This is a genomic window from Pedobacter sp. KBW01 (assembly GCF_003852395.1).
GTDB lineage: Bacteria > Bacteroidota > Bacteroidia > Sphingobacteriales > Sphingobacteriaceae > Pedobacter.
Genome location: NZ_QAJQ01000030.1, coordinates 28,135 through 52,094, shown reverse-complemented (window position 1 = coordinate 52,094; position 23,960 = coordinate 28,135). Strand labels below are relative to the sequence as shown.

The following is a 23,960-nucleotide window of genomic DNA, read 5'->3' as shown; positions in this document are numbered from 1 at the left end:
TTTCATTTTGAAGATCTGAAATCTTTAGAGTGGTGCCGTAAACAATCGATTGGGCCTATAACAAAAAAGCACAGGTAAATGTACCTGTGCTTTTGAGTTATTGATTGAAATTATTATTTCACTTTAAAGTTAAAAACTACAACTCCTGTTTGATTATCTCCACCAACTTCAGTTTTACTTAATGAAGATTCTAGAACTGCTTTAATACATTTGTTTACCAGTTCAGTATCGGTAATGGTAGAGCCTTTTAGTTCTTGATTGGCACGAATAATATCTCCGTTTTTATTAAAATAAATGCGAATAGCTACCCTCCCCGTTTTTTGTCCATCATCTTGCGGAACTACCAGGTTAGAAAAATGTCTAAGTGCAATGGGCTTGTTACCAAAACCGGAACCACCTTCGCCATAATTATTTGCTAACGGATCGCCATTTACAGAACCCTGATTACCTGGTGTACTTCCAGTTCCATCGCCCTGACCCTGGCCTGTACTTTTTTTACCTTTATATAAGGCTGCCTGGTTAATGGTAGGCTTGGCCGGCTTTTCTTCAGTTTGTGCCGTTGGGGTAGTGGTTTTAACCTTGGTGGGTTTAGTATTTACCGCTAAGGCATCCTCTGTATTCTGGGTTTGTATTTCTTTATCAGTTGATTCTGTTGATTTATTAGGGGTAACTTTTTCTTCTGGGGTAACCTTGTCTGGTACTTTAGCATTAGCATTCGGGTCGGCAGATGGCTCTTCAATACTGGTATAATCATCGCCCATACCTTCAGCCGCTGTGCCGTAATTTACTACCATGCCACCCATGCCAATATCTTCTGGCGGTTGGAATGAGCCGATTACAATGAAAAAGCTGATCGCAAGCAGAAAAGCCATTATCCCGGTAGAAATGGCAACTGCTTTTGGGTAATTATTTTCTTCTGCAGTATTCATTATTTTTTAGGCTCAACAGCTAAAACAAGTTTTAATTTCAGTTTATTGGCAACATCATAGGCTACCATAATATTTTCGGCAGGTACATTTTTAGCTACGTACAAAATGATGGTTAAATCTGGTGCCAGTTTTTGGAAGCCTTCAATAACCGGTTGTAACTGATCTTCTGGTGTCGGTTTCTTATCAACGAAATAATTTAACTTTTCGTCTATAGTTACGGTAACTGCTTTTTTGGCTGTAGATTGTTGTCCGCTTGATGATTGGGGCAATAACAATTTAACTACCTGGGGATTTACCACAGCAGATGCCAACAGGAAAAACAGCATCAGGAAGAACATAATGTCGTTCAGTGCCGATGTATGTACTTCTACACCTCCTTTTGTTCTTTTGCGTAAATTCATTATTTGCCTGGTTCTTCTAATAAATCAATAAAGTCAATTGCGTCAGTTTCCATCTTAAGGATGATTTTCTCGACCATAATGTTTAAGATATGGTAAAGCACATAGGCAATGATACCGATAATTAACCCGGTTGCTGAGGTAATCATTTTAGTATATAGACCGCCCGAAATGGTTCCGATTTCGATAGCGCCTTTAATTGATACCTGGTGGAAGATGGTAATTACCCCCACAATCGTACCTACGAAACCAAGCATTGGCGCAATACCTGCAACAATACCCAATATGCTGATGTTTTTTTCTAGCTTAGAAACCTCTAATTTACCAACGTTTTCAATAGCACCTTCAATTTCCTTAATCGGGCGACCAATGCGTCTTAAACCTTTTTGCAACATGCGCGAAAGCGGAGAGTTATTGTTTCTTAAAAGCGACATGGCGCCATCTAAATTACCCGATTGGATATATGATCTGATCTGCCCCATTAGGTTCGACTCATCCTTAGTTGCTTTTTTGATGGTTAAGTAACGTTCTACAAATATAATCAGGGCTAGAAAGGCTAAAAATGCCAGGGGAATCATTACCCAGCCGCCTTTAAACAATAAATCAATAAAATGTAGTTCTGGTGCAGGCTGTGTTACGGCCTGGTTAATGGCATTTGCTGTGTCTTGTAATGCTTGTGTGGTGTCTTGAATTAATAAAGTTATCATTATGGTTGTGTGTTGTTAAATATTTGTTGTACATAGTAACCCTTTCCTTTGAGTTTCTTCTGCAATAAATCTTTTTGGGCCAAAGCTTCTTTCTCGTTGGTAAAAGTACCTAAGCTTACGTTTTGGCGTTTGCCGGGCATTTTTGCAATTTTAGCGGTAATACCCACCTTTTTTAAGGTTTTAATGTATTGTTCTGCTTTTTCTACGCTTCCAAACGATGCTCCAATTACTTCAAATGTAGCAGGGCCTGTTTTTTTTGATTCCGTTTCTGGGTTAGCAGGTACTACTTCAGCTTTTGGCGCTACCGGACTTGCCTTTGGAGTTATTTTTTTTACCGTATCAGATTTTTTTTGCTGTACCTGATTGGCTTTTAAAATACTATCGGTTTTGGCGATCGAATCCTGCTTATCTTTTAGGGTATCGATTGCCACTTTTGGCGAATCGATAATTACCTGATTTGTTTTTACAGGTTCAGATTGCCCGTTAAATAATTCGGGTTTAACCAAATAGGTAATGGCAGCTGCAATAACGATAATCAAGACTACAATAACCACTTTTAACCAGGTAGACATGCCTTGCGACTGCTCGTTGTGCTCAATAGGATCGTGACCAAAACGGTTTGGATGTTCTTCGTGCTGATGTTTAATAAAAGCAGGAGCTTCTATAACAGGTTCAGCTGGTTTAACCTCTTCTTCGAGTGGAATATAGGTTTTTGGCTGTTCTGATTCTGGTGTATGCCCAAAACGGTTTGGATGCTCTTCATGCTGGTGTACAACTGCTGGCGGAACTTCTACTTCGTGTGCTTCGGCAGCTTTACTGGCTTCTTCTGGTTCTGGTGTATGTCCAAAACGATTAGGATGCTCTTCGTGCTGATGTATAATGGCCTCCGGAACTTCAACTTCGTGATGCTCATCAATCGCAGTTGCTTCTTCTGATTCGGGCGTTTCAATTAACGTTGGGTTAGAAACAGTAGTCACAGGAGTTTCTACGCTTTTTTCAACTGCCTGTTCGGTATGTTGTAAGGTTTTTTTAAGATCGTCTTTTACCTCGTCTAACTCAACATTTTCTATTACCGGTTGTTGATACGATTTATTTTGAAAAGGTGCAGGGGCAACTGGTGCTTCGGCAATTTCATCATAAACAGCTTCATCTTCTTTGGCAGGCTCTGCCTGTGTTTCTTCAACCACAGTATCGGTAAGCGAGGGCAATCCGTAAAACTCCGAACCGTAGTTCATGTTTTTAATCGGTTCGAAATCCAATCCCTGTTCGGTAAAAAACAAACGACCGGTATTTTCTAGCTCAATTTCATGATCCTGCTCCAGTTTCTGGTTAACTTCTTCAACAAACTGAGCGATGTAATATTGAGCACTTTCGGCAGAGATATTTCTTTTCGCCGCAATAAAATCGGTTAGCGCTTTTTCTTCGGTAATATCCGTAGCAAACTGAAGGGTGTAGCCAGGAGGTAAAAACGTTTGTTTTTCCTTATCGTATCTACCGGGATATTTCTTTTTATAAAAAGTTCCCAAGCCGGTAATACCAACTTCTTTGCGTTGCTGCAAGAGCTCTAAAAGGTATGATAAGATATCCATTCGGGTAAAATTAGCGTTTTTATTTTAATTTGTTAATTCTACCTTCAAATGTAGCAATGGCCATATTTTTAATTTTCGGTTAAAAAATTGAATACAAGAAAGATATGATTTTTTATGGATGATAACGATTTAAATTATCTTTTCGCAAAAATCATACCTGTATCTACCCAAACATAACGTAGATAAATAGAGAAATGGTATACCTGCAAGCAAATGACTAAAGCTTTTCCGGTAAATTATAAAGGTAATATAACCAATGGTACAATTTTCAGAAGGGTGATTTACCCGTTAAGCGGAGTCCTGAACAGCTCTCAGTATTATAAAGATACTGTGGCCAGGATAGCGGATGCTGATGTGAAAAAGTATTTTACCTATAATTTATTTAACCACTGAGGCACAAGGATACATCTCCCGGATATAAAAAATGCCATCGTAAATATCCGTCCATGATGCCGATTCAGTAAAATGATACACGCCCTTCATAAGGAAAGGTTTTTTATTGCCCGGATTTTCTTTACGAAACTGCTTAAAGTTTACAAAAGTATAGGGTACCGTTTCAGGAATCCAGGTTTCGAAACTGTTCTTAGCTGGTGGCTCTACAGCATACTTTTTGTGGTTAATTATGCCAGAGCTTCCAATCCTGGAGTTAAAACCCAGAATATAAGTTTGTTCGTTAAGCTGTGGATCGGCTGTGAATAAATTGCCCATAATTTTCGTCTCTTTACTATTGTGCCATTTTGAGTTTTTGATTAGTTCGGGGTGTTTAATAATATGCGCATTATGTGCCCAAATAATTATTTTTTCTTTTGGAAACTTGTATTTTAAGAGCCATTTTAAATTCTCTGCCATTTGATTATCCCTAATTTCAGAATCATCACTTTTTTTGCTTAAAAAAGAAATCTCACTTTCAGTTAATGCCATTAAACTTTTAAGTAGCATCGTTTCAAAAGACGTAGGATCAGCTGCAGAAAGTTCGTGGCTGATTTGTTGTAGTGCTTCCTTAAATTTTCGCTGTTTTTGAAGGTTTTTATTGTACGTTATAGAATCGATAAAAGAAAGAAAATCTACTTTATATTTTTCAGTGTTAGTGTAGTTTATCTTTTTTCCTTTTAAATAATTGTTGATAAATGTTTTCAAATTTATATCGCTGTAGCTGCCAGTTATCTGATTATCGAAACCAGATATGATTAGTGGATTTTTATCTCTAAAAGTTTTTGGCACATAATTGTACAATAAATCCTCGCAAGAATTACATTTGCTCCACATACTAAATACATTGCCCGATAGGAAAGGATCAATTTTAGACTTTTGTTTTTCCAATCGATCCCAGCCTTCATTTAATGCAAAAAAGTCACTTTCAAATGCCAAAACATTAAATCCTTTCTCTTCGTGAAGATATTTGACTAATCTTGTTTTCGCCATAAAAGCTGGTGAGTCGCCATGATCCTGTTCGCCCATCATCACCACCCTCGAATCTCCAATTGCTTTTCCAATGGCCTGCAATTCAGAAAAATTAGTCGAATCCGGTGATATGGTTTTAATATCAACCCGCTCATCTGCTACAAATTGTTTTATATCTTTTTGTACGCATGCCGAAAAAACAATTGAGATAAGTGCGCAGGCTAATAATCGGTTTAACATGGTTTATTATTTGATCAGTTAAAAAATTGAAAGATAATGTTTTTAACTCACTGATATCTGTCATTCCAACTATTTTGTTCTTCGATAACAGACCTTTTGCAATCTGGCTTTTACTAAACAGCCATAACAAAAAATGCCTCCCGATTGCGGAAGGCATTTTTTGTTATGGTTAAATTTCTGAAGTTTTGCTAGGCATTACCTTGGCAGACATCAGGAGTTTCCTATCCTAAAAAGAATAAGTCAATCCACCAAAAATGTTAAACCCATTTACCTGATAAAACAGGTATCTGTTGTAATTTTTATTCAAAATGTTGTTTGCTTTAGCAAAAACAGAGAATTTATTGTTAATCCTGTAATCTGCTCCAATACCCAGATCAACAAAACCTTTAATGGTTTCAATTGATTCGATCGAAGTATTCGGCACCACATACTGTTGCGGGTTAACCGGGTTAGCAATATATAATTTCGCTTTTACATCGTCTTGAATAACCACAGCAGCGTTAAAGCTTAATTTTTTGTTGTAAGTATAAACAAAGTTAGAGCTTACTTTTAAGCCTGGTTTAAACCACGAATAAGTTTCCTGAGCAGGTTTCCAATCGTCGATGTTTAGTTTTCCAGTCCATTTCAGGGCGTCGCTTACCTGCACCGAGATTTCGCCCTCTAAACCGGTAAGTTTGGTTTTACCGAAATCGTAAATCACATCAAACTTATTAAAGTCGGTATAGTTGTTTACAAACAGTGGCATATCATCAAACTGCTTTACATAAATACGGGCTTTGTAACCAAAACCTGGTCCGCCGGTTCCTTTAATACCTGCACTAAAGCTTAATTTTTCGACAGTATTTCTAATATTGATATTGCTGTTTAACCATGGGTTTTCATCGGTTAAACCTTTAAGTGAGTTTCTGTTTACATCGCCCTTTACCTCACCAAAAACCTGCAGATAATCTGGAATCAGCGTAAAATCGGCAGTAACGGCAGGGAAAATCCTCGAACTGCTAAAAGCACCAAATTCCTGCACAAAATTAATACCTGCTGTAATTTTTGCACCATTAACCTGCAAACGGATATAAGGGTTTAAGCGCAATAAATTGTTGCCCACACTGGTTAAAGCATCTTTGGTATTGCCAAATTCGGTTGAAGCCGCCAAGCCTAAATTGAACGAGCTGATACGCTTGTTTAAATAACCATTCAGGCTAAAATAGTTTTCTTTGGCGCTAAACTTATCGCCCCAGATATAACCATTAGCTTTTAAAGCATAGCTAAAGGCATCCTGGTCTTCGGTAAAGTTTTTTACCATTTCGCCTTCCAACTCTACAAAGGTTAGCGCCTGCTTTTCAGGGTTAGGGTTTAACGTTGGGCGCGCATCATCAATACCGTAAAAATAGGTGCCATTGCGCTCGAAATTAAGCTTGCCGCTAAAAGTATTTTCATCTAATATGCTGCGGCCAAAAACACTCAGTTGCTGACTGCTGCTGTTCTGTTTATTCAGCTTTCCTTCCTGACTAAAATGCCTGAAATAGCCACCAAGTTGTAAGCCTTCGTCTTTGCCTGTATTAAAGTAAGCTTCGCCCAAAAGTGTAGCCAGCGAACCAAAGGCACCTTTAACATAATTATTTACCAATATACTTGCTTTTTCTTCGGCAAGGGCCTGGGCTTGTAGCTTTTGGATATCACTGTTCAATTCCAGTTTTCTATCGGTAATGCTGTAGTTCAGTTTGGCCTTGTAGGTTTTAACATCATCCAGGTTCGGACTTCTTCTCAGTTTTACTGCCTCTGCCAAAATTGGCTTATAGGGGCGAACCACTTCAATCTCCTCGTTTACGGCAGTTTTTTCTTCAGGCTTTTTATCCTGCGCCTGTGCAGTCATTAATCCAGCAGCTAAAAAAAACAGTGAACTATATATATATTTAATCGATTTCATATTGCTACTTCTTCTTGTTTAGTTTTTCCAGTTTTTCTTTGGCTGTAGGGATGATGTCATCCTTACCGTCGTAATTATCAATGATACTGAGAAGTGTACTTTTTGCCTGTAAATTATCTTTCAGGGCCACATAGTTATCAGATAGCAGGATGAATGATTTAGCTACCCAATAATCATAAGAGGCCATATTGTTGATCAGATCGAAACAGGTTTTAGATGAGGTTTTGTAATCGCCTTTGTTATACTCTACCAAAGCCAGATTGTATTTTGCCTCAGCAGCAGCAATCGTTTTGGTTTTTGCCACTACATTTTTAAATTCTTTCACGGCTGTTGTGGTATCTCCTTTTAATAAATAAGCTTTACCAGAGAATAAGCCCGAGCTGTTTTTCTCTTCTTCAGAGGCTTTTTCCGAATCTTTAGTCAGCTGCGCATATTTTAGCATGTCATCTGGCATGTTTAAGGCCGTATAAGCCTTTAACAGGTTGTTGATGGCAAAACTATAGTGCGATTTATAATCAGTAGTAGTTTCTAGTCTTTTTAAGTAAACAATGGCTTCGTTGTACTTTTTCTGATCGAGGAACAACTGCGAAATGCTAACCAATGAACGTTCCGTGTAATCGCTGGTCCAGTCGTTTAAGATAAACTCGTAATCCGGAATAGCTTCATCCGGACGTTTTAATTTTACCAGCGATTCGGCTCTGATAAATTTGGCTTCTTTCTCGTGGTTGGCTTTAGGGAATTTATCAAAATAAGCATTAACTGCCTGGAAAGCACCGTTGGCATCGCCTTTTAAGTACAAGTTATTAACGGCAGCAAAAACGATATTATCCTGTTCATTGCTCGAGTAATTACCCAGCGGGGTAGTGTTGGCATAAGTAATGAAACCATTGGCATCGCCACGATCTACATAAATGTTTTTGATCGATTCCATTGCCTGTTTAGCTTCATCAGCAGTTGGATAATCGGTAATTACTTTTTTAAATGATTCTAAAGCGGCATCGTCCTGATCCTGGTTATACTGGACCAAACCAATTGTTACCAAAGCTTTCGGTACATAACTGCTGCGCGGGTATTTGGCTACCAGGGCAACCAGATCGGATTTCGATTTATCGAAGTCGCCTTTGTTGAAATAGGTATAGGCCGTTTCGAAACCAGCATCATCGGCATAATTCGAATTCGGGAATTTAGAAAGCAAACTCTGCATGGTGCCAATTTTAGCATCGTACTGGTTTTCCAATCCCTGGATCATCCCTTTCTGGAAAGTGGCATAATCTTCAGCACTGGTGTGCCTGTTTATAATTTTGTTATAATTAGCCATCGCATCGCCGTAGTTCTTATTTACGAAATAAGAATCCGCTAAACGGATGGTGGCATCATCGATGGTTTTCTGGTCTTTATCGTTACCGGCTAAAAATTTCTCGAAATAGTTGGCGGCTTTGCTGTACTTTTCATCTTCAAAAGCTGCATAAGCCAGCGCGTAGTTCGCAAAATTGTAAACTCCGGTCTTGTCGGCATCAGGCATTTTCAAAAACTTCTCAAAAGTACTTACAGCTTCGCCATATTTGCGTAGCTCGTACATGGATTCGGCTTTCCAGTAGGTGCTTAAAGCATGTATTTCATTGTCCTCAGCAAATTTCTCCGAACGTAAGAACATCGATAATGCATTAGGGAATGCCCTCTCGTTGTAAAACTCCAATCCACGGAAATAGGTAACTTTCTGGTAAGCTTCTTTAGCTTCTAAAGTTTTATCCGGAATCGATTCCAAAATATCAACTGCCGCCTGGTAGTTTTTGGTCGTAAGCAATACTTCACCCAATAAAGTTTTGGCTTCGTTTATTTTGCGCGATTTAGGGAAAGTTTTTAAGAAACCCTGTGTTGCTTCAAGCGCTTGCTGGTGAAACTCCAGCTCGTAGCTTAATTTGGCATAGTTTAACCAGGCTTCTTCCTGAATCGCCTTATCGAAATCTAAACGCGAAGCCCTGAAAAAGGCACTTTGGGCTTTTGGTTTATCATTTAACTGGATAAAAGCTTTACCCAGGGTATGCATACCGTTTTGCAGGTAAATATCATCCGTATTTAGCTTTTCTAAAACTGTTACCGATTCTTTGTATTTCTTGTTTTGGAACAAAGAGTAGCCATACTGGTAAATGAAAAGATTGTTTTTAGTCTCGCTTTTATCTTTTGCATAAAACTCAGCAAAGTACTTTTCTGCATTTTTAAATTCAGATTTTGCAAAGTAAGAAGCAGCAACCAAACTCAGCATTTCTGGTTCGAACTGTTGCTTGGTTTTTTGCATAACCGGTAAAGCATAGCTAATTACATCATCGTAACGCTCATCTAAATAATACATCGAAGTGATGTAATACGGATAGCTGGCTTCGTAAGTTGGCGAGCCTTTTAACTTTTCGAAATTGGCAAGGGCAGTTTTATACTCTTTGTTTAAATAATTGATGTAAGCAAAATAGTAGGTGGCACTTTCCTGAAAAGCACCTTCTTCTTTTTTAACTTTCTCGAATAAAGGCTCTGCTTTTTCGAAATCTTTAAGCTCGAAATAGGCATAACCCTGCTTAAACTGGTATTCGTTTCTTTGCTTGCCCGAAAGGGTAGAAGGATCGGTTTTTTCGAACCACTCTAAAGCTTTTTTATAGTTTTTTTGGTTGAAATAAGTTTTTCCAACATAAAAATAAGCCAGTTTGGTGTTCGGGTTTAGCGGATAATCGCGGATAAACGCCTGAAACAGACTTTCAGCATCGCTATTGGTTAATTCGAGTGCACAAACTGCAGCATAGAATTTTGCATTCTCTTTTAAAAGCGAAAGTTCGGCATTGCTCTCGGTTTGGGTAGAAGGTTTATAACGTTGTAGCTCAACCAGTTTAAACTGTTGTGCGGCAGCCGTATATTTTTCTTTGTCTAATAATTCTAAGCCGGTTTGATAGTTTTTGTTAAGGTTTTGCACGGCGCTAACCTGGGCGTAGGCGCCAAAACCTCCTGCTACAAATAGCGGAATTAGTAAGTATTTTTTCTGCATTGGTTTCAAATATGGTTGGTACTAAATTAGAAATAGTATCAAAGCTTATCAACAGAAGTAATTAACATCTGTTAATAACAGCAATAAACGATAGGTTTTTAGGTTTGGTATCGTGTGGGTGACGAATGTGGAAAAGTAACCGTTTGCTATTGGTTTATTGGTAGGTTTATCGTGTAAACGAAATTGCTTAACAGTTTAACCTCATTAATTGGTTAACTGGTTAAATCGGTTAATTGTAACGAAAACCGACTCCAGACTAGTGACTAGACTCCAGACGCTAACCGCCAAACCTAACCCTGGCTTGCCAGCAGATACAATACTGCCATCCGGATGGCAACGCCGTTTTCTACCTGCTCCAGGATAATGGATTGTTTACTGTCAGCTACATCGCTGGTAATCTCCACACCTCTGTTAATCGGGCCTGGGTGCATTACGATAATTTCTTTATCGAGGTTATCTAAGATCTGTTTATTTAAGCCATACATCATGGCATACTCTCTTAGCGAAGGGAAATATTTAATATCCTGGCGCTCCAGCTGAATGCGTAGCATGTTGGCTACATCGCACCAGTTTAGGGCTTTAATCAGGTTATGTTCTACTTTTACACCCAGCTGGTGAATGTGTTTAGGAATTAGCGTGGTAGGGCCGCATACCATTACCTCGGCGCCTAAACGCTGTAAGCAAAGGATGTTGGAAATGGCTACGCGTGAGTGCAGGATATCGCCCACAATGACTACTTTTTTGCCTGCCACATCACCCAGTTTCTGGCGGATAGAGAAAGCATCAAGCAAAGCTTGTGTAGGGTGCTCGTGTGCACCATCACCTGCATTTACAATCTGGGCTTTAACGTGTTTGCTTAAAAACTGACCGGCACCTGCGTAAGGATGACGCATTACCACCATATCTACCTTCATAGATAGAATGTTGTTTACCGTATCAATCAGGGTTTCGCCTTTGCTTACCGACGAAGATGAAGCAGCAAAATTAACTACATCGGCCGAAAGTCTTTTTTCTGCAAGCTCGAAAGAAAGCTTGGTTCGGGTAGAGTTTTCGAAAAAAATGTTGGCAATAGTAATATCACGAAGTGAAGGGACCTTTTTAATGGGCCTGTTTATCACTTCCTTAAAATTATCTGCAGTTTCGAAAATCAATTCGATATCATTCCGGTTAATATCTTTAATGCCTAAAAGATGTCGGGTTGATAATTTTTCTGCTGCCATTTTTTATTTATTGTTTTTCCGATAATAAAACTACTTTGTCTTCACTTCCTTCGCTTGTCCAGGTTACTTTTACCTGTTGCGAATTGAGGCTGTCTACCTGATGGCCAATATAATCGGGCTCGATTGGTAAATGCCTGCTGAACCTGCGGTCGATTAAAACCAAAAGTTCTACTTTTTCTGGGCGGCCATAAGCTAACAGCGCATCAAGTGCTGCCCTGATGGTTCTGCCGGTCCAAAGTACGTCATCAATTAAGATTACTTTTTTGCCTTCGATAATAAAATCGATAGAATTGCTGCTTGCGGTAACCAGTCCGTCTTTACGGCGAAAATCATCCCTGAAGAAAGTAATATCAAGGTTACCCTTTAGTATTTTCTTGTTTTTAAGGATGGTTTGTAATTCCTGGTGAATACGGTCGGCCAAAAAGATACCCCTCGGCTGAATGCCAATTAAAACGGTATTCGAGAAATCGTCGTGGTTTTCAATTAACTGATGGCATAGCCTCTTAATTGTAATCTGAATTTTTTGTCCGTCAAGAAGTGTTTTCTTTTGCATTGAAGAAGGATTGGGCAAATATATAAAAATGTTTTAAGGTTGTAAAGCCGGATGCTGATTGTTTTAGCTTTCGTTTGCTAAATTATTAAGTTTCAGTTATTATCAATTGCAATATTTTATACTCACTGTTGCTGATATTGGTCAATCAGTTCGAGTAGCTTGCTGTTTATCTCTTTTACCACTTCAAAATTGCCATTGCCAATTTCTTTGCCATCAATTACACCCACGGGCCAGGCATTTTTGGTCGAGCTGCTAATAAAGGCCTCTTTTGCAGTGTACAATTCTTCGAGCTGAAAATCTCGTTCAACTATTTTGTAGCCTTCAATTTCGAGACTTAAAATTTTGCTCCGCGTAATTCCTTTTAAAATTTCAGTTTTAGGCGTAACGATATGGTGGTCGGTTACAATAAAGAAATTTGCCCTGGGGCACTCCCTGATGAGGCCGTTATTATGGTACAATAAATCTTCTGCACCACTGTTTTTAACAAAAGATTGCAGCCTGATGGCCTGCAGATAATCGATTGTTTTAACCATGGGCAACTGGCGCTGGTGGTTGTAGGTAAGCAGTTTCAAGGGGTTTTTAAAAGGATCAGGATTAACCTCTAATGGTGTTTGCGTAATAACCAGGTTGGGTTTGCTCATGGTATAGCCATCGTCAGCAAAACCACCGGTTAAAATTATTTTGATACCGGAGTTGGGGATATTGTTTTTCTCCATTAGCTGGTTTATGCTTTCGCGCAGTTTCGAGCGGTCAAAACCCACTTCCATATTCATTTCCTCTGCCGAATGGTAAAAGCGGTCGAAATAATTGTCGATAAAAATTGGCTTATGATTTATCGTTTTAAGGAAATCGAAAATACCAAAACCCCTTTGTACAGATAAGTCGGAGACTGAAATACTGGCCTCTTCTGCCGGATACAATTTGTTGTTTATAGAAATATACATCGCACTGCTTATATTGAATAAGATATTTAAAATTAAACTTTAATTACTAAACTTTCGGCAGAAATACACGTTAATAATACAAAAGCCTGATTTTTATACCGACGTTAATTGTTAATTTTAACCATGTTTAACAAACCCATAATCTTTTTTGATGGTGTGTGTAACCTTTGCAATGCATCGGTTCAGTTTGTTATTGCGCACGATAAAAATGATCAGTTTTGTTTTACAGCTATTCAGGGCGAATTGGCCAAAGAAGTACTTCCAAAATTTAATGTCGATCTAACTCAACTCAATACTGTGTTACTTTTAGAAGAAGGGAAATTGTATACCAAATCTTCTGCAGCATTAAGAATTGCCAAAAAATTAAATGGGGCCTGGCCATTGCTTTATGGTTTTATTATCATCCCTAAGTTTGTACGAGACTGGTTTTATAATATCGTAGCCCAAAACCGATACAAGTGGTGGGGCAAAGAAGAAAGCTGTTGGGTACCAACGTCCGGCTTAAAAAGTAAATTTTATTCGTAGTTGCTACTGGCCACTATTCTTTTTGCGTGGCGACCAAAGCCACAACGAGAGAATAATTAAAGGAATGCAGATGCTTAATGCAATTACAATCATGATTGCTTTTTGTTTAATCATATCTGGCTCAGTAGATGTAAATACATATACCGCTTCTTTAATGGCAAAAAGTGTAATAAGGGTGCAGATTACAGCAAATACTTTCCTCATGGTTTGAATTTGAATGCAAATATTGCATTTATTTTTAAAATTATGCATGAATTCTCCAGAGTCGTGTACCACATGCGGTCAAGATTTAAGATCGAGATCAATATTTATCGAATTAAAAGACCCTGAAATAAATTCAGGATGACATAACACAAAACAAAAAAGTCAGCCGGAAAGCTCCAAACTGACTCTATTTAAACCAAATAAACCAAAAATTACTCTGCCGTTTTTACTGGAGCTAAATTTTTTAATTCCGCTTCGGTAAATAAGCGGTAATGTATTTTAAATGTTTTTTGAAGTGGGGTTTCTAATGAAAAGCCACCCACACCAAAACCGTCGAGCACATCGAGTGTAAAGTGCGAAAACTGCCAGTATTCGAAAAGGTCGCGGTCTACCCAAAATTCGCAAGCCTCTACTTCTCCAAGACAAACATCATTCATCCGCAAATAATACCCCCCTTTTTCGAAACATTGTGGCTGTGTACCTTCACAACAACCACCCGCCTGGTAAAACATCAGTTCACCATATTTTTCTTTAAGTATTGCAATTAGTTCCTTTGCTTTTGTTGTACTTTCAATCCGATTGATCATGATAGCTTTTGGGGTAAAATTCTCTAGAGTAAAAATTACGGCAGATCCAGTTATAAACCTGCCGCAATCAAATTAACCAACGGTGAGATTTAATGTTTTCGCTAAAAGAAACCTAGTTTATTTTTATCGTAAGAAATAAGCATGTTTTTACTCTGGCGGTAATGGCCTAGCATCATTTTGTGGTTTTCGCGACCTACACCCGATTGCTTGTAGCCCCCGAAAGGCGCGCCTGCAGGGTAGGCATGATATTGGTTTACCCAAACACGGCCTGCCTGAATGGCTCTCGGTACCTGATAAAGTTCGTGCGCATCGCGGGTCCAAACGCCGGCGCCGAGACCATATAAGGTATCGTTTGCGAGCTCAATGGCTTCCTCAACAGTTTTAAAAGTTGTAACAGCCAGCACCGGCCCAAAAATTTCTTCCTGGAAAATCCGCATTTTGTTGTGGCCCTTAAAAATGGTGGGTTTAATGTAGTAACCACCACCTAAGTCGCCGCTTAACTCATTTACTTCACCTCCGGTTAATACCTCAGCACCTTCTTCCTTACCTAGTTTAATGTATGCTGCAATCTTTTCGTATTGTATTTTCGAAGCCTGTGCGCCCATCATTACAGTACGATCTAATGGACTACCAATTTTAATGGCCTTTGTACGCTCAATTACTTTGGCGATAAATTTTTCATAAATATCTTCCTGTACCAGCAAACGGGAAGGGCAGGTACAGATTTCGCCCTGATTTAAAGCGAACATTACCGCACCTTCAATAGCTTTATCTAAAAAGGCATCATCTTCGGCCATTACCGAACTGAAGAAGATATTGGGCGATTTACCACCCAATTCTAAGGTAACCGGGATGATATTTTCAGTTGCATACTGCATTACCAGGCGTCCGGTTGGGGTAGAGCCTGTAAAGGCAGCTTTGGATACTTTTGGATTGGTAACCAGCGCACGGCCAAGTTCTGCGCCAAAACCGTTTACTACATTAACTACCCCTGGAGGCAGTAAATCGCCTATCAGCTCCATTAATATCATAATCGATACCGGTGTACTTTCGGCAGGTTTTAAAACCACGCAATTACCGGCAGCAAGGGCAGGAGCGAGTTTCCAGATTCCCATTAACAGCGGGAAATTCCATGGGATAATTTGTGCTACCACACCAATGGGCTCGTGCACAATTAAGGATACAGTATTATGATCTAACTCGGAAAGTGAACCTTCTTCTGCGCGGATTACACCGGCAAAATACCTGAAATGATCGATACCCAGGGGTAAATCAGCAGCCAGGGTTTCGCGCACGGCTTTACCGTTATCAATCGTTTCAACTGTTGCCAGGTATTCAAGATTATCTTCCATCCGCTGGGCAATTTTATTGAGTATAATGCTCCTTTCGGTTGAAGAGGTTTTGCTCCAGGTTTTAAATGCTTCATGTGCAGCATCAACAGCAAGGGCTAAATCTTCTTTGGTAGAATGTGCGGCTTTGGTAAATACTTTTCCATCAATAGGAGAGACATTGTCGAAATATGCACCTTTTACCGGCGCTACAAATTTTCCGCCGATGTAATTATCGTAGTGGGATTTGAATACCGGTTTTTCAATTAAGTTTTCCATAATTATTATTGAATTTTTGTGGTTCGAAAACAACTTTTGGTGTTTTTGAAAAAAAATACCCTTTCTGTTTTCTTTGCGGTTTTAAGATTTGGTTAATACAAACCTACTGGCAATTGTGTGGCGATGATAGTATAATTGCCTCAACCAATAGCATTATTGTTGCAGTGTGGCAAAGCTTGCCGAAATACCTTTATATTTGAGTAGAGTAATGCTCACTAACCAAATCTTTATTGTTATGGCACATGTATTGGATCAGGTAAGTTTAAGTAAAACGGAAAGTTTGCAAACGTTGGTGGAGAATCGTACTTCTTATACCCTAGAGCGTTGCGAGCTAAATGTTTTTGAAACCTATACCGAATCGTACAGAGTTCCCCTTACTTTTAACGATTTTGTGATTACCAGTATGCTTAGGGGCAAAAAGGTAATGCACTTGTTCGATAAAAAAGGATTTGACTACTTTCCGGGCCAAACGGTTATCGTTCCGCCAGCAGTAACCATGAAAATCGATTTTCCTGAAGCCACCAGTGTAAACCCTACCCAGTGTATTGCACTGGCTATAGATCAGGATCAGATTAAGAAAACCATTGCTTATTTAAACGAGTTTTTTCCGAAAGAAGGGAGTAACGAAAAGTGGTTGTTAAATTACGATCAATATCATTTCTACAACAATGAGGAAATTGCTTACCTGATTAACAAAGTGATTCGCATTTGCTCCGAACGTTCAAAGGAAAAAGATATTCTGGCCGATTTAACCCTAAAAGAGCTGTTGGTGAGGATTATGCAGACCCAGAACCTGAATATTTTAAGTAGCGATGCCCATAACCCTAACCATAATCCACTGGCTTTTGTGCTGAACTACATTAAGGCTAATTTAAACGAAAAGATTAACATTAACAGTTTAAGCGATAAGGCCTGCATGAGCAAAGCTACCTTTTACCGCCTGTTTAAACGTGAGTTGGGCATAAGCCCGAACGATTTTATTCTGACTGAAAAAATTAATAAAGCCAAAATCCTTTTATCGCAGCCGGGAGGTAAAGTAGCGTCTATTAGCTACGAACTGGGCTTTAGCGATGCTAATTATTTTATCCGCACGTTTAAAAAGATTGTGGGCATTACTCCAGGTGCTTATCAATTACAGGTGGCCAATCAGTTAATCCATTAAATTATTTAGCTTATCGCTCAGCTGTTTTAAGGGTTTGGCAAAAATACTGTTGTTCATTCGCTTGGTAAGCCAGATAAAAGGAATACCAACCAGTGCCAGCAAGGCCATTTGGATAAAAAAATTAGGTAGGTGAATTACTTGTTCAAAGGTATGGTGTACATATAAGCGGTATGCCAGCAAGCCGATGGGGCCAGCCAATGGCAAAAAGATATACCCGAAAATGGTTTCACCCCGTAAAATCTTTCTTATGGCATTAAAATTATCGGTAAGTACCTGCCTGGCATTGGCATTGTAATCTACGGCCGTTTTAATTTTGTTGAAATCGCGCAGACCGAGGAATCTGCAAATCTCATAGGTAACCACGATGAGCAGTAACAATATTTTTAAATCTCCGCTAACAAATATGGCCAGTGCTAAAAGCGGGAGGTCAATGATTCTGATCCACCTCAATTTCCACCTCAGTTTAAAAATCAGTTCCTGTAAAAGGCTATGCGCTTTTTCATCGATGGTGAGCTTTGAGGTTTCTATCTGGTTGGCTTTTGAGTTAAATTCTACACTCAGGTTTTGCCATTCTTGTTCTAAATTCATATTATTTACCTGCTAAGAGTGTGGTTAATTGTTGTTTAATGCGGTGTAATTTCACGTTGGTATGGTTTCTGGAGATACCCATCATTTCACTTATTTCGGTATTATCGAAACCATCGAGGTGGAGCATTACGATACTACGGTCAATCTCGGTTAATTGTTTAATGCAACGGTATAACCAATCGGCTCGTTCAGATAGTTCGGGTGGTTCAAAATAATGATTGAATGTTTCGCTTGATTTAAGCTGTGTTTGTTTTTGCTGTTTGCTTAAAAAAGAGAGCGATACATTTAAGCTTAGCTTATATAGCCAGGTCGAAAATTGGGCATTGCCTTTAAACCGGGAGTAGGCCTGCCAGCTTTGGAAAACAATTTCCTGGTACAAATCTTTACGGTCTTCCTCATCATCGGCATATAGGTTTACCATTTTATAGATAATGCCTTTATGCGCTTCAAGTTTATCGAGATAAGATTTTGCTATCATACCTTATTTAGCTTGGTCTGCTGGTTTAGCCGTCGATTTAAATGTTTTCTGATATTGGTAGATTCCGATAACCAAAGATATTGCCGCCACAAGCAATAACGGATATTTTAAAAAGTAGGGTAAATTGGTGCAGCTTACTACACAAATTAAAAATGCTGTTGTTCCGAGTTTTGAGGTTTTGGTTTCCATATTGCTTCAATAACTGATTAATTAATTTTGAACAGTTAGTAAGCAATAGCCTCAAAAAATTACAGCCAATTAAAATTAATTTGCAAGGTACCTTTTCGAATAGGTAATGCCCATCAAATCGTAGCGCCTAAACTGCGCTTTTAAGCGTTTTTGGAAATCAGGATAATTGCGTTTTTCTTTCGGGCTCCACAAAACTTCACTTAAAGCATCCAGTCGGGGGAAAAGCTGGTACTGTACTTTAGCCGGGTTGGTAATATATTCACTCCACAAACAACCCTGTGCACCCCAAATGTATTTAGCCTGTTCGGTGTTTAATTCTGCTGGTACAGGTTCGTAGTTGTAAACATCTGCAAGGAGTGATGGTGTACTCGCGGTTAAACTATCTTCTTTTACAAACTGACCGTGATTAAAGTACATTTTGTTTTCAGGGGTCATAATGGCTTTATGGTTTTGCATTGCGGCCTCAATACCACCTTTTTCGCCCTGCCAGCTCATTACCACTGCATTTGGGGCCAGACCACCCTGTAAAATCTCGTTCCAGCCAATAATGGTTTTGCCTTTGCTGTTAACAAATTTTTCCATCCTGCGGATGAAATAACTTTGTAATTCACTCTCATTTTTCAAACCATTGGCTTTCATTACCTGTTGGGAGGCTGTCGATTGCTTCCACCATACTTTCGAGGCTTCATCGCCACCAATGTGAATATAAGGGGAGGGGAATAAGGCCATTACCTCTGTTAAAACATTTTCTAAAAACTTAAAGGTTGTATCAGAAGCCTGTAATACATTATTGTATTTATTCATCATACCCCAGGTTTCGGCCACTGCGTATTTTTTATTAGGTTCGGTACCTAATTCGGGATAAGCCGCTAATAAAGCCATGCTGTGTGCCGGCATTTCAATTTCAGGTATAATGGTAACGTAACGTTTTGCGGCGTAATCAACCACCTCTTTAATCTGTTCCTGGGTGTAAAAGCCACCATGGCGAATGCCATCGGTCTTAATTACTGCATCTTTTGGCGTAATTTTAATTTCGTTGGGCAACACCTGGTATTTAATATTTTCGTTGCCTTTTCCGGGCCATAAACCAATAATGCTGCCATTGCGCCATGCTCCGATTTCGGTTAGTTTAGGATATTTTTTGATTTCAATCCTCCAGCCATGGTCATCTGTTAAATGCCAGTGGAAGTAATTCATTTTATGCAGGGCTAAATAATCAATGTACTGCTTAATAAAGGCTACATCAAAAAAATGGCGACTCACATCCAAATGCATGCCGCGGTAATCGAAGCGGGGATGGTCGGCAATTACAAGTGAAGGAACAGCGATTTGCTGGCTTGCTGTGGCTGGCAGAAGCTGAAGAAGTGATTGGATGCCATAAAATACCCCCGGTTTTGATGTGCCAATAATGGCTAAATTTTGATCAGAGGCTATAAGGCTGTATGCGTCATCAAATTCGCTGATTCTTGTATTGGATATCAGTTTTATAAAGTTTCCGCCAGGGGTAACGTTAGTGATATTTAGTTTTAGTTTATAGTATTTTTGAAGATAATCGTTAAGAAAATCAGCCGAAGGAGTTAATGCAGAGTCGATAACTACAATCTGAGTTTTTGCGTCGATTATAAAAGGTTTCTGAGTTTTTTTTATATCCAGGTAGGCTGGCTGTGGAATGATATTCACTTCCTGTGCCGAAATTTTGAACGAAATAAGGATCAGAAACAAAAAGATAATTTTTCTCATACTGAAAAGGCTAGGTTACGCCTTTCAAAAGTAGTAATAATAGGAGGGATGTACGAGATAAGTATGGAAGAACGGAGTATTTGTTACATAAACACGATAATCGTGAAATCCTTTTTTTGTGGCATCATTAAATATGCTGTCATGTTTCGTGCCAACCATTGAAAGATTCCATTAGAGTGGTCGTCATCTCGACTGTAGCGCAGCGAAATGGAGAGATCTATCCACAAAGATTTCTCGACTTCGTTGCACTCCGCTCGAAATGACGGTAACTCGATGGGGCAAAAAAAATCCCGATAACTTTCGCTATCGGGATTTAATTTATCAGTTAAAAAGAACTAGCCTTTTTTAGCTTTGCTTTCTTCGCCTTCTAATTGCGATTTCAATTGAGCCAATACGTCTAAGTCTCCTAAAGTAGATTTCTCTACAGAATCTTTAACTTTTTTAACCGCAGTTACAGCAGCTTTAGCTTCTTTTTTCTTAGTTGCTCTTTCTTCAGCAACAGCTTCAGCTTTAACCTCTTCCCAGATACGGGCATGAGATACTACGATACGTTTTGCTTCTTTGTTGAATTCAATGATTTTGAAGTCATTGGTTTCTTCAGCTTTAACTGAAGTACCATCTTCTTTAACCATGTGTTTAGTTGGTACGAAACCTTCTACACCATATGGTAAAGCAATAACAGCACCTTTATCAGTTACTTTAACAACAGTACCCTGGTGAACCGAATCTAAAGTGAAGATCGTTTCGAAAGTATCCCAAGGGTTTTCTTCTAATTGTTTGTGACCTAAGCTTAATTTACGGTTATCAACGTCTAATTCTAAAACAACTACGTCTAATACATCACCAACTTTAGTGAATTCGTTAGGGTGGTTAACTTTTTTAGACCATGATAAGTCAGAAATGTGGATTAAACCATCGATACCTTCTTCGATTTCAACAAATACACCGAAGTTAGTCATGTTTTTAACAGTTGCTTTGTGCTTGCTTCCTACTGGGAATTTAGCAGCAACTTCTTGCCATGGATCGTTAGATAATTGTTTAATACCTAAGCTCATTTTGCGCTCGTCTCTGTCTAAAGTTAAAACTTCAGCTTCGATCTCGTCACCAACTTTTAAGAACTCTTGTGGGTTTCTTAAGTTTTGCGACCAGCTCATTTCAGAAACGTGGATTAAACCTTCAACACCTGGGATGATTTCTAAGAAAGCACCGTAATCTGCAACAGTTACGATTTTTCCTTTTACTTTAGAACCAACTTGAATGTCAGCGCTTAAGTTTTCCCAAGGGTGTGGAGTTAATTGTTTCAAGCCTAAAGCGATACGTTTTTTCTCATCATCGAAATCTAAAACAACCACGTTGATTTTTTCATCTAATGATAATACTTCTTTCGGATGCTCTATGCGGCCCCAAGAAATGTCAGTAATGTGAAGTAAACCATCAACACCACCTAAATCGATGAACACACCGAAATCAGTAATATTTTTAACAGTACCTTCTAATACCTGACCTTTTTCTAATTTAGAAACGATTTCTACTTTTTGTGATTCTAAATCGTCTTCGATTAACACTTTATGAGAAACTACTACGTTTTTAAACTCATGGTTAATTTTAACAACTTTGAATTCCATTGTTTTACCCACGTATACATCGTAATCGCGGATAGGTTTAATATCAATTTGAGATCCTGGTAAGAAAGCCTCAACGCCCATAATGTCAACAATTAAACCACCTTTAGTACGGCTCTTAACGAAACCATTGATGATTCTATCATTTTCAAGCGCCTCGTTAATTGCTTCCCATGATCTTTGGGTTTTAGCTCTTTTGCGAGAAAGGATCAATTGACCGTTAGCATCTTCTGGTGCTTCAACGAATACGTCAACTGAATCGCCGATTTTTAGATCTGGTGTATCACGGAACTCAGAAGTAGAAACTAAACCGTCTGATTTGAAACCTACGTTTAATACTACATCTTTGTTGTTGATTGAAACAACGATACCGCTGATGATTTCACCTTTAGTGATCTGGTTGAATGTTCCTGCATACATATCTTCAAACTTTTTACGGTCTGCTTCATTGTAGTTACCAAAAACTTTTTCATCTGCATCCCAGTCGAAATCTTCGCTTGGTGTTGCTAATGATGATTTGATTGATTCGATCGAAACTAAATCAGCTTCTGATTCAATCGTTTCTTTTTCAGTCAGGCGTCCGCCTTCTCCCTGAAGTTCAGCTGTTTTAGCTGCTAATTCTTTTTCTGCTACTTGTTTTTTAGCCATTAATTAATTATCTCCTTTTTTCCCTATTTAGGGACTGCAAAGGTAATACTTTTTTTAATTATGGAAAAGTTTTTTTTAATAAATATCGCTGATTTTAAGCTATTTAAGAATTAACTAAACCATAACAGACCTTTTTAATCCAAAACAATCGCTTAACTACCGACGCCATGATCCGGCGGTTATCGGATTTATTTCAGCATCTTAGGCAATTTTTTAAAAAATTCAAACAAATTATTAGCCAATTATTTGAAAATGAACGTGCAGCAATAATCGGTAAGTGTAGTCCCGCTATCGCTTATAGTCCTCTCCCGATGAAATATCGGGATGCGGGCTATCCCGCTCTATCGGGTTTACAAACGATGGGTTGTGCATAAATTTCCATCAAGCAAATAAGAAAAATGTTATTTGCTACCCGTGATTCGTCCCTTTGGGACGGTACAAGAAAATACAGCAAATTTTAACAGTTCGTCCCAGAGGGACGAATCACGGGTAGTAGCAACGCGTGTGCGGGGATATGTTTTTTCGTTCCGTAGGAACGTTTGATGATTCCGGATTTATTTCTTGGTAAACGTCCCTCTCGTAAAACCCTCACCAATCAAAGTTTGTTCATCCCTGATTAATAGCATAATGGTGTTTTGCTGGTCGTATAATTTAATCATATCGCCATCAATCACATATTTAGAGGTGAAAATAGAATCGTTGTAAGCATCGCTCACAGTAACAGAATCTTTCGATTTAAAATTGAAAGATTTATACTGAATGTCTTCGCCACTGGCAAATGTGCCCGTAACTACTTTTTCTGCTACAAATGTGATGTAGCAAAAATAGCCCACCACTAAAATAACAATTACTGAGAAGCCAATAATGAATTTGTTGCCGCTGGCATACTTAAATGAAAAGTATAAAATAGCAAACAAAATAACCGCCACCACGGCGATAAAAATAACACCCGAATAATCTTTGCTCGATTGCGGTACAGAGGCTGCAATTGTAGGTTTTTGTGTTGCAGCTTTTACAGGAGAAACCCGAATCAAAAATTCTTTACTTACCCATCCTTCGCCATTGGTAACTTTTATTTTGTAGAAACTTGTATTAGAAGAATCGATAACGGCCACATTTTCATCTTTAGGCAGGTAGCCAACAATTTTGCTTTTGGCATCAGCCTTTTCGCGTACACGTAAATCATCGGCTGTTACCCGATACATATCGTCACTACCTGGAGCTGTTTGTGTTTGTGTATTTGGCGTCGGAGTATTGGTAGCAGGTGTGGCAGGTTTTGCTGCAGGGGCTATTTTCTCTAAAAAGTCTTTGCTTGCCCAGCCCTCACCATTTTTTAATTTTACCTTGTAAAACTTTGCGTCGCTGGCATCTAAAACGGCAATATTTTCGTTTTTTGGAATAAAGCCAACAATCTTGCTTTTCGCATCTTTACTTTCCCTAACCCTTAATTTATCAGCGGTAACACGGTACATGTCTTGTGCATTAACCGTAAGCGAGAGCATAAAAAAGGCAAAAAACAGGAATAAGGTTCTGGTCATAGGTATGGGGTTGCGCAAAGCAGTTTAATAAAAAAATATGGCAACGACATTGACAGCAAACATCGTGCTAAGTGCTCCAAAATTAGGAAATACTTTTAATACGTTAAGATAAGAATTAAAAAAGGTGGCTACAGTCTTT

General features: G+C 38.8%; 21 protein-coding genes. 3 read left to right on the top strand and 18 right to left on the bottom strand.

The window, feature by feature from the left end:
* Window positions 1-113: 113 nt before the first annotated feature.
* From DBR40_RS23490 to DBR40_RS23475, 4 genes are read right to left on the bottom strand one after another with little or no spacing between them, the layout of a single operon-like run.
* On the bottom strand, window positions 114-929 hold the full coding sequence (locus DBR40_RS23490) for an energy transducer TonB (RefSeq protein WP_124562178.1): 816 nt from the start codon (window positions 927-929) through the stop codon (window positions 114-116).
* The gene (locus DBR40_RS23485) at window positions 929-1,330 is read right to left on the bottom strand and encodes an ExbD/TolR family protein (RefSeq protein ID WP_039482209.1); all 402 of its coding nucleotides are present in this window, start codon (window positions 1,328-1,330) and stop codon (window positions 929-931) included. The genes DBR40_RS23490 and DBR40_RS23485 overlap by 1 nt, the downstream gene beginning before the upstream one ends.
* Window positions 1,330-2,034, bottom strand: coding sequence for a MotA/TolQ/ExbB proton channel family protein (locus tag DBR40_RS23480; protein WP_124562177.1), 705 nt, complete (start codon window positions 2,032-2,034; stop codon window positions 1,330-1,332). Before DBR40_RS23480 ends, DBR40_RS23485 begins: the two co-directional genes overlap by 1 nt.
* The gene (locus DBR40_RS23475; protein ID WP_124562176.1) at window positions 2,034-3,623 is read right to left on the bottom strand and encodes an SPOR domain-containing protein; all 1,590 of its coding nucleotides are present in this window, start codon (window positions 3,621-3,623) and stop codon (window positions 2,034-2,036) included. The genes DBR40_RS23480 and DBR40_RS23475 overlap by 1 nt, the downstream gene beginning before the upstream one ends.
* 213 nt (window positions 3,624-3,836) lie before the next feature.
* On the opposite strand from DBR40_RS23475, the gene DBR40_RS23470 reads away from it, so the two are divergent.
* Window positions 3,837-4,016 (top strand): hypothetical protein, encoded by a 180-nt coding sequence (locus DBR40_RS23470; protein ID WP_124562175.1) that lies wholly within the window; start codon window positions 3,837-3,839, stop codon window positions 4,014-4,016.
* Here DBR40_RS23470 and DBR40_RS23465 read toward each other — a convergent pair.
* From DBR40_RS23465 to DBR40_RS23440, 6 genes are all read right to left on the bottom strand, one after another.
* The gene (locus DBR40_RS23465) at window positions 4,002-5,264 is read right to left on the bottom strand and encodes an erythromycin esterase family protein (protein WP_124562174.1); all 1,263 of its coding nucleotides are present in this window, start codon (window positions 5,262-5,264) and stop codon (window positions 4,002-4,004) included. The two genes, DBR40_RS23470 and DBR40_RS23465, sit on opposite strands and share 15 nt — an antisense overlap.
* A 226-nt stretch (window positions 5,265-5,490) precedes the next feature.
* A complete protein-coding gene (locus tag DBR40_RS23460; protein ID WP_233603971.1) occupies window positions 5,491-7,134 on the bottom strand; it encodes a TonB-dependent receptor in 1,644 nt (547 codons plus the stop codon).
* Between the two features lie 58 nt (window positions 7,135-7,192).
* Window positions 7,193-10,216 (bottom strand): tetratricopeptide repeat protein, encoded by a 3,024-nt coding sequence (locus DBR40_RS23455; protein ID WP_124562172.1) that lies wholly within the window; start codon window positions 10,214-10,216, stop codon window positions 7,193-7,195.
* Window positions 10,217-10,506: 290 nt separating this feature from the next.
* A complete protein-coding gene (locus tag DBR40_RS23450) occupies window positions 10,507-11,436 on the bottom strand; it encodes an aspartate carbamoyltransferase catalytic subunit (protein WP_057933671.1) in 930 nt (309 codons plus the stop codon).
* Window positions 11,437-11,443: 7 nt separating this feature from the next.
* Window positions 11,444-11,989 carry a bifunctional pyr operon transcriptional regulator/uracil phosphoribosyltransferase PyrR gene (pyrR, locus tag DBR40_RS23445; RefSeq protein ID WP_124562171.1) on the bottom strand — a complete coding sequence of 182 codons (546 nt, stop codon included), beginning with the start codon at window positions 11,987-11,989 and terminating at the stop codon, window positions 11,444-11,446.
* Window positions 11,990-12,111: 122 nt separating this feature from the next.
* Window positions 12,112-12,933: an aminotransferase class IV gene (locus tag DBR40_RS23440; protein WP_124562170.1), complete on the bottom strand. Its 822-nt coding sequence runs from the start codon at window positions 12,931-12,933 to the stop codon at window positions 12,112-12,114.
* 123 nt (window positions 12,934-13,056) lie between these two features.
* Between DBR40_RS23440 and DBR40_RS23435 the strand changes: the two genes are divergently transcribed.
* Complete coding sequence (locus tag DBR40_RS23435; RefSeq protein ID WP_124562169.1) at window positions 13,057-13,458, top strand: thiol-disulfide oxidoreductase DCC family protein; 402 nt, start codon at window positions 13,057-13,059, stop codon at window positions 13,456-13,458.
* A 3-nt stretch (window positions 13,459-13,461) separates the two neighbouring features.
* Here DBR40_RS23435 and DBR40_RS23430 read toward each other — a convergent pair whose 3' ends face one another.
* From DBR40_RS23430 to DBR40_RS23420, 3 genes are all read right to left on the bottom strand, one after another.
* A complete protein-coding gene (locus DBR40_RS23430) occupies window positions 13,462-13,662 on the bottom strand; it encodes a hypothetical protein (protein ID WP_124562168.1) in 201 nt (66 codons plus the stop codon).
* Between the two features lie 212 nt (window positions 13,663-13,874).
* Window positions 13,875-14,249: a DUF779 domain-containing protein gene (locus DBR40_RS23425; protein WP_124562167.1), complete on the bottom strand. Its 375-nt coding sequence runs from the start codon at window positions 14,247-14,249 to the stop codon at window positions 13,875-13,877.
* Between the two features lie 101 nt (window positions 14,250-14,350).
* Window positions 14,351-15,856, bottom strand: coding sequence for an aldehyde dehydrogenase family protein (locus tag DBR40_RS23420; RefSeq protein ID WP_124562166.1), 1,506 nt, complete (start codon window positions 15,854-15,856; stop codon window positions 14,351-14,353).
* A gap of 235 nt (window positions 15,857-16,091) precedes the next feature.
* Here DBR40_RS23420 and DBR40_RS23415 point away from each other — a divergent pair, with 235 nt between their 5' ends.
* On the top strand, window positions 16,092-17,018 hold the full coding sequence (locus DBR40_RS23415; RefSeq protein WP_124562165.1) for an AraC family transcriptional regulator: 927 nt from the start codon (window positions 16,092-16,094) through the stop codon (window positions 17,016-17,018).
* On the opposite strand, the gene DBR40_RS23410 is transcribed toward DBR40_RS23415, so the two are convergent.
* From DBR40_RS23410 to DBR40_RS23390, 5 genes are all read right to left on the bottom strand, one after another.
* On the bottom strand, window positions 17,007-17,606 hold the full coding sequence (locus DBR40_RS23410) for a hypothetical protein (RefSeq protein ID WP_124562164.1): 600 nt from the start codon (window positions 17,604-17,606) through the stop codon (window positions 17,007-17,009). The two genes, DBR40_RS23415 and DBR40_RS23410, sit on opposite strands and share 12 nt — an antisense overlap.
* Window position 17,607: 1 nt before the next feature.
* A complete protein-coding gene (locus DBR40_RS23405; RefSeq protein ID WP_124562163.1) occupies window positions 17,608-18,084 on the bottom strand; it encodes an RNA polymerase sigma factor in 477 nt (158 codons plus the stop codon).
* Between the two features lie 264 nt (window positions 18,085-18,348).
* Window positions 18,349-20,013, bottom strand: coding sequence for a beta-N-acetylhexosaminidase (locus DBR40_RS23400; protein ID WP_124562162.1), 1,665 nt, complete (start codon window positions 20,011-20,013; stop codon window positions 18,349-18,351).
* A 335-nt stretch (window positions 20,014-20,348) separates the two neighbouring features.
* The gene (rpsA, locus tag DBR40_RS23395; RefSeq protein ID WP_124562161.1) at window positions 20,349-22,283 is read right to left on the bottom strand and encodes a 30S ribosomal protein S1; all 1,935 of its coding nucleotides are present in this window, start codon (window positions 22,281-22,283) and stop codon (window positions 20,349-20,351) included.
* A 554-nt stretch (window positions 22,284-22,837) separates the two neighbouring features.
* Window positions 22,838-23,821 (bottom strand): SH3 domain-containing protein, encoded by a 984-nt coding sequence (locus tag DBR40_RS23390; protein ID WP_124562160.1) that lies wholly within the window; start codon window positions 23,819-23,821, stop codon window positions 22,838-22,840.
* Between the last annotated feature and the right edge of the window lie 139 nt (window positions 23,822-23,960).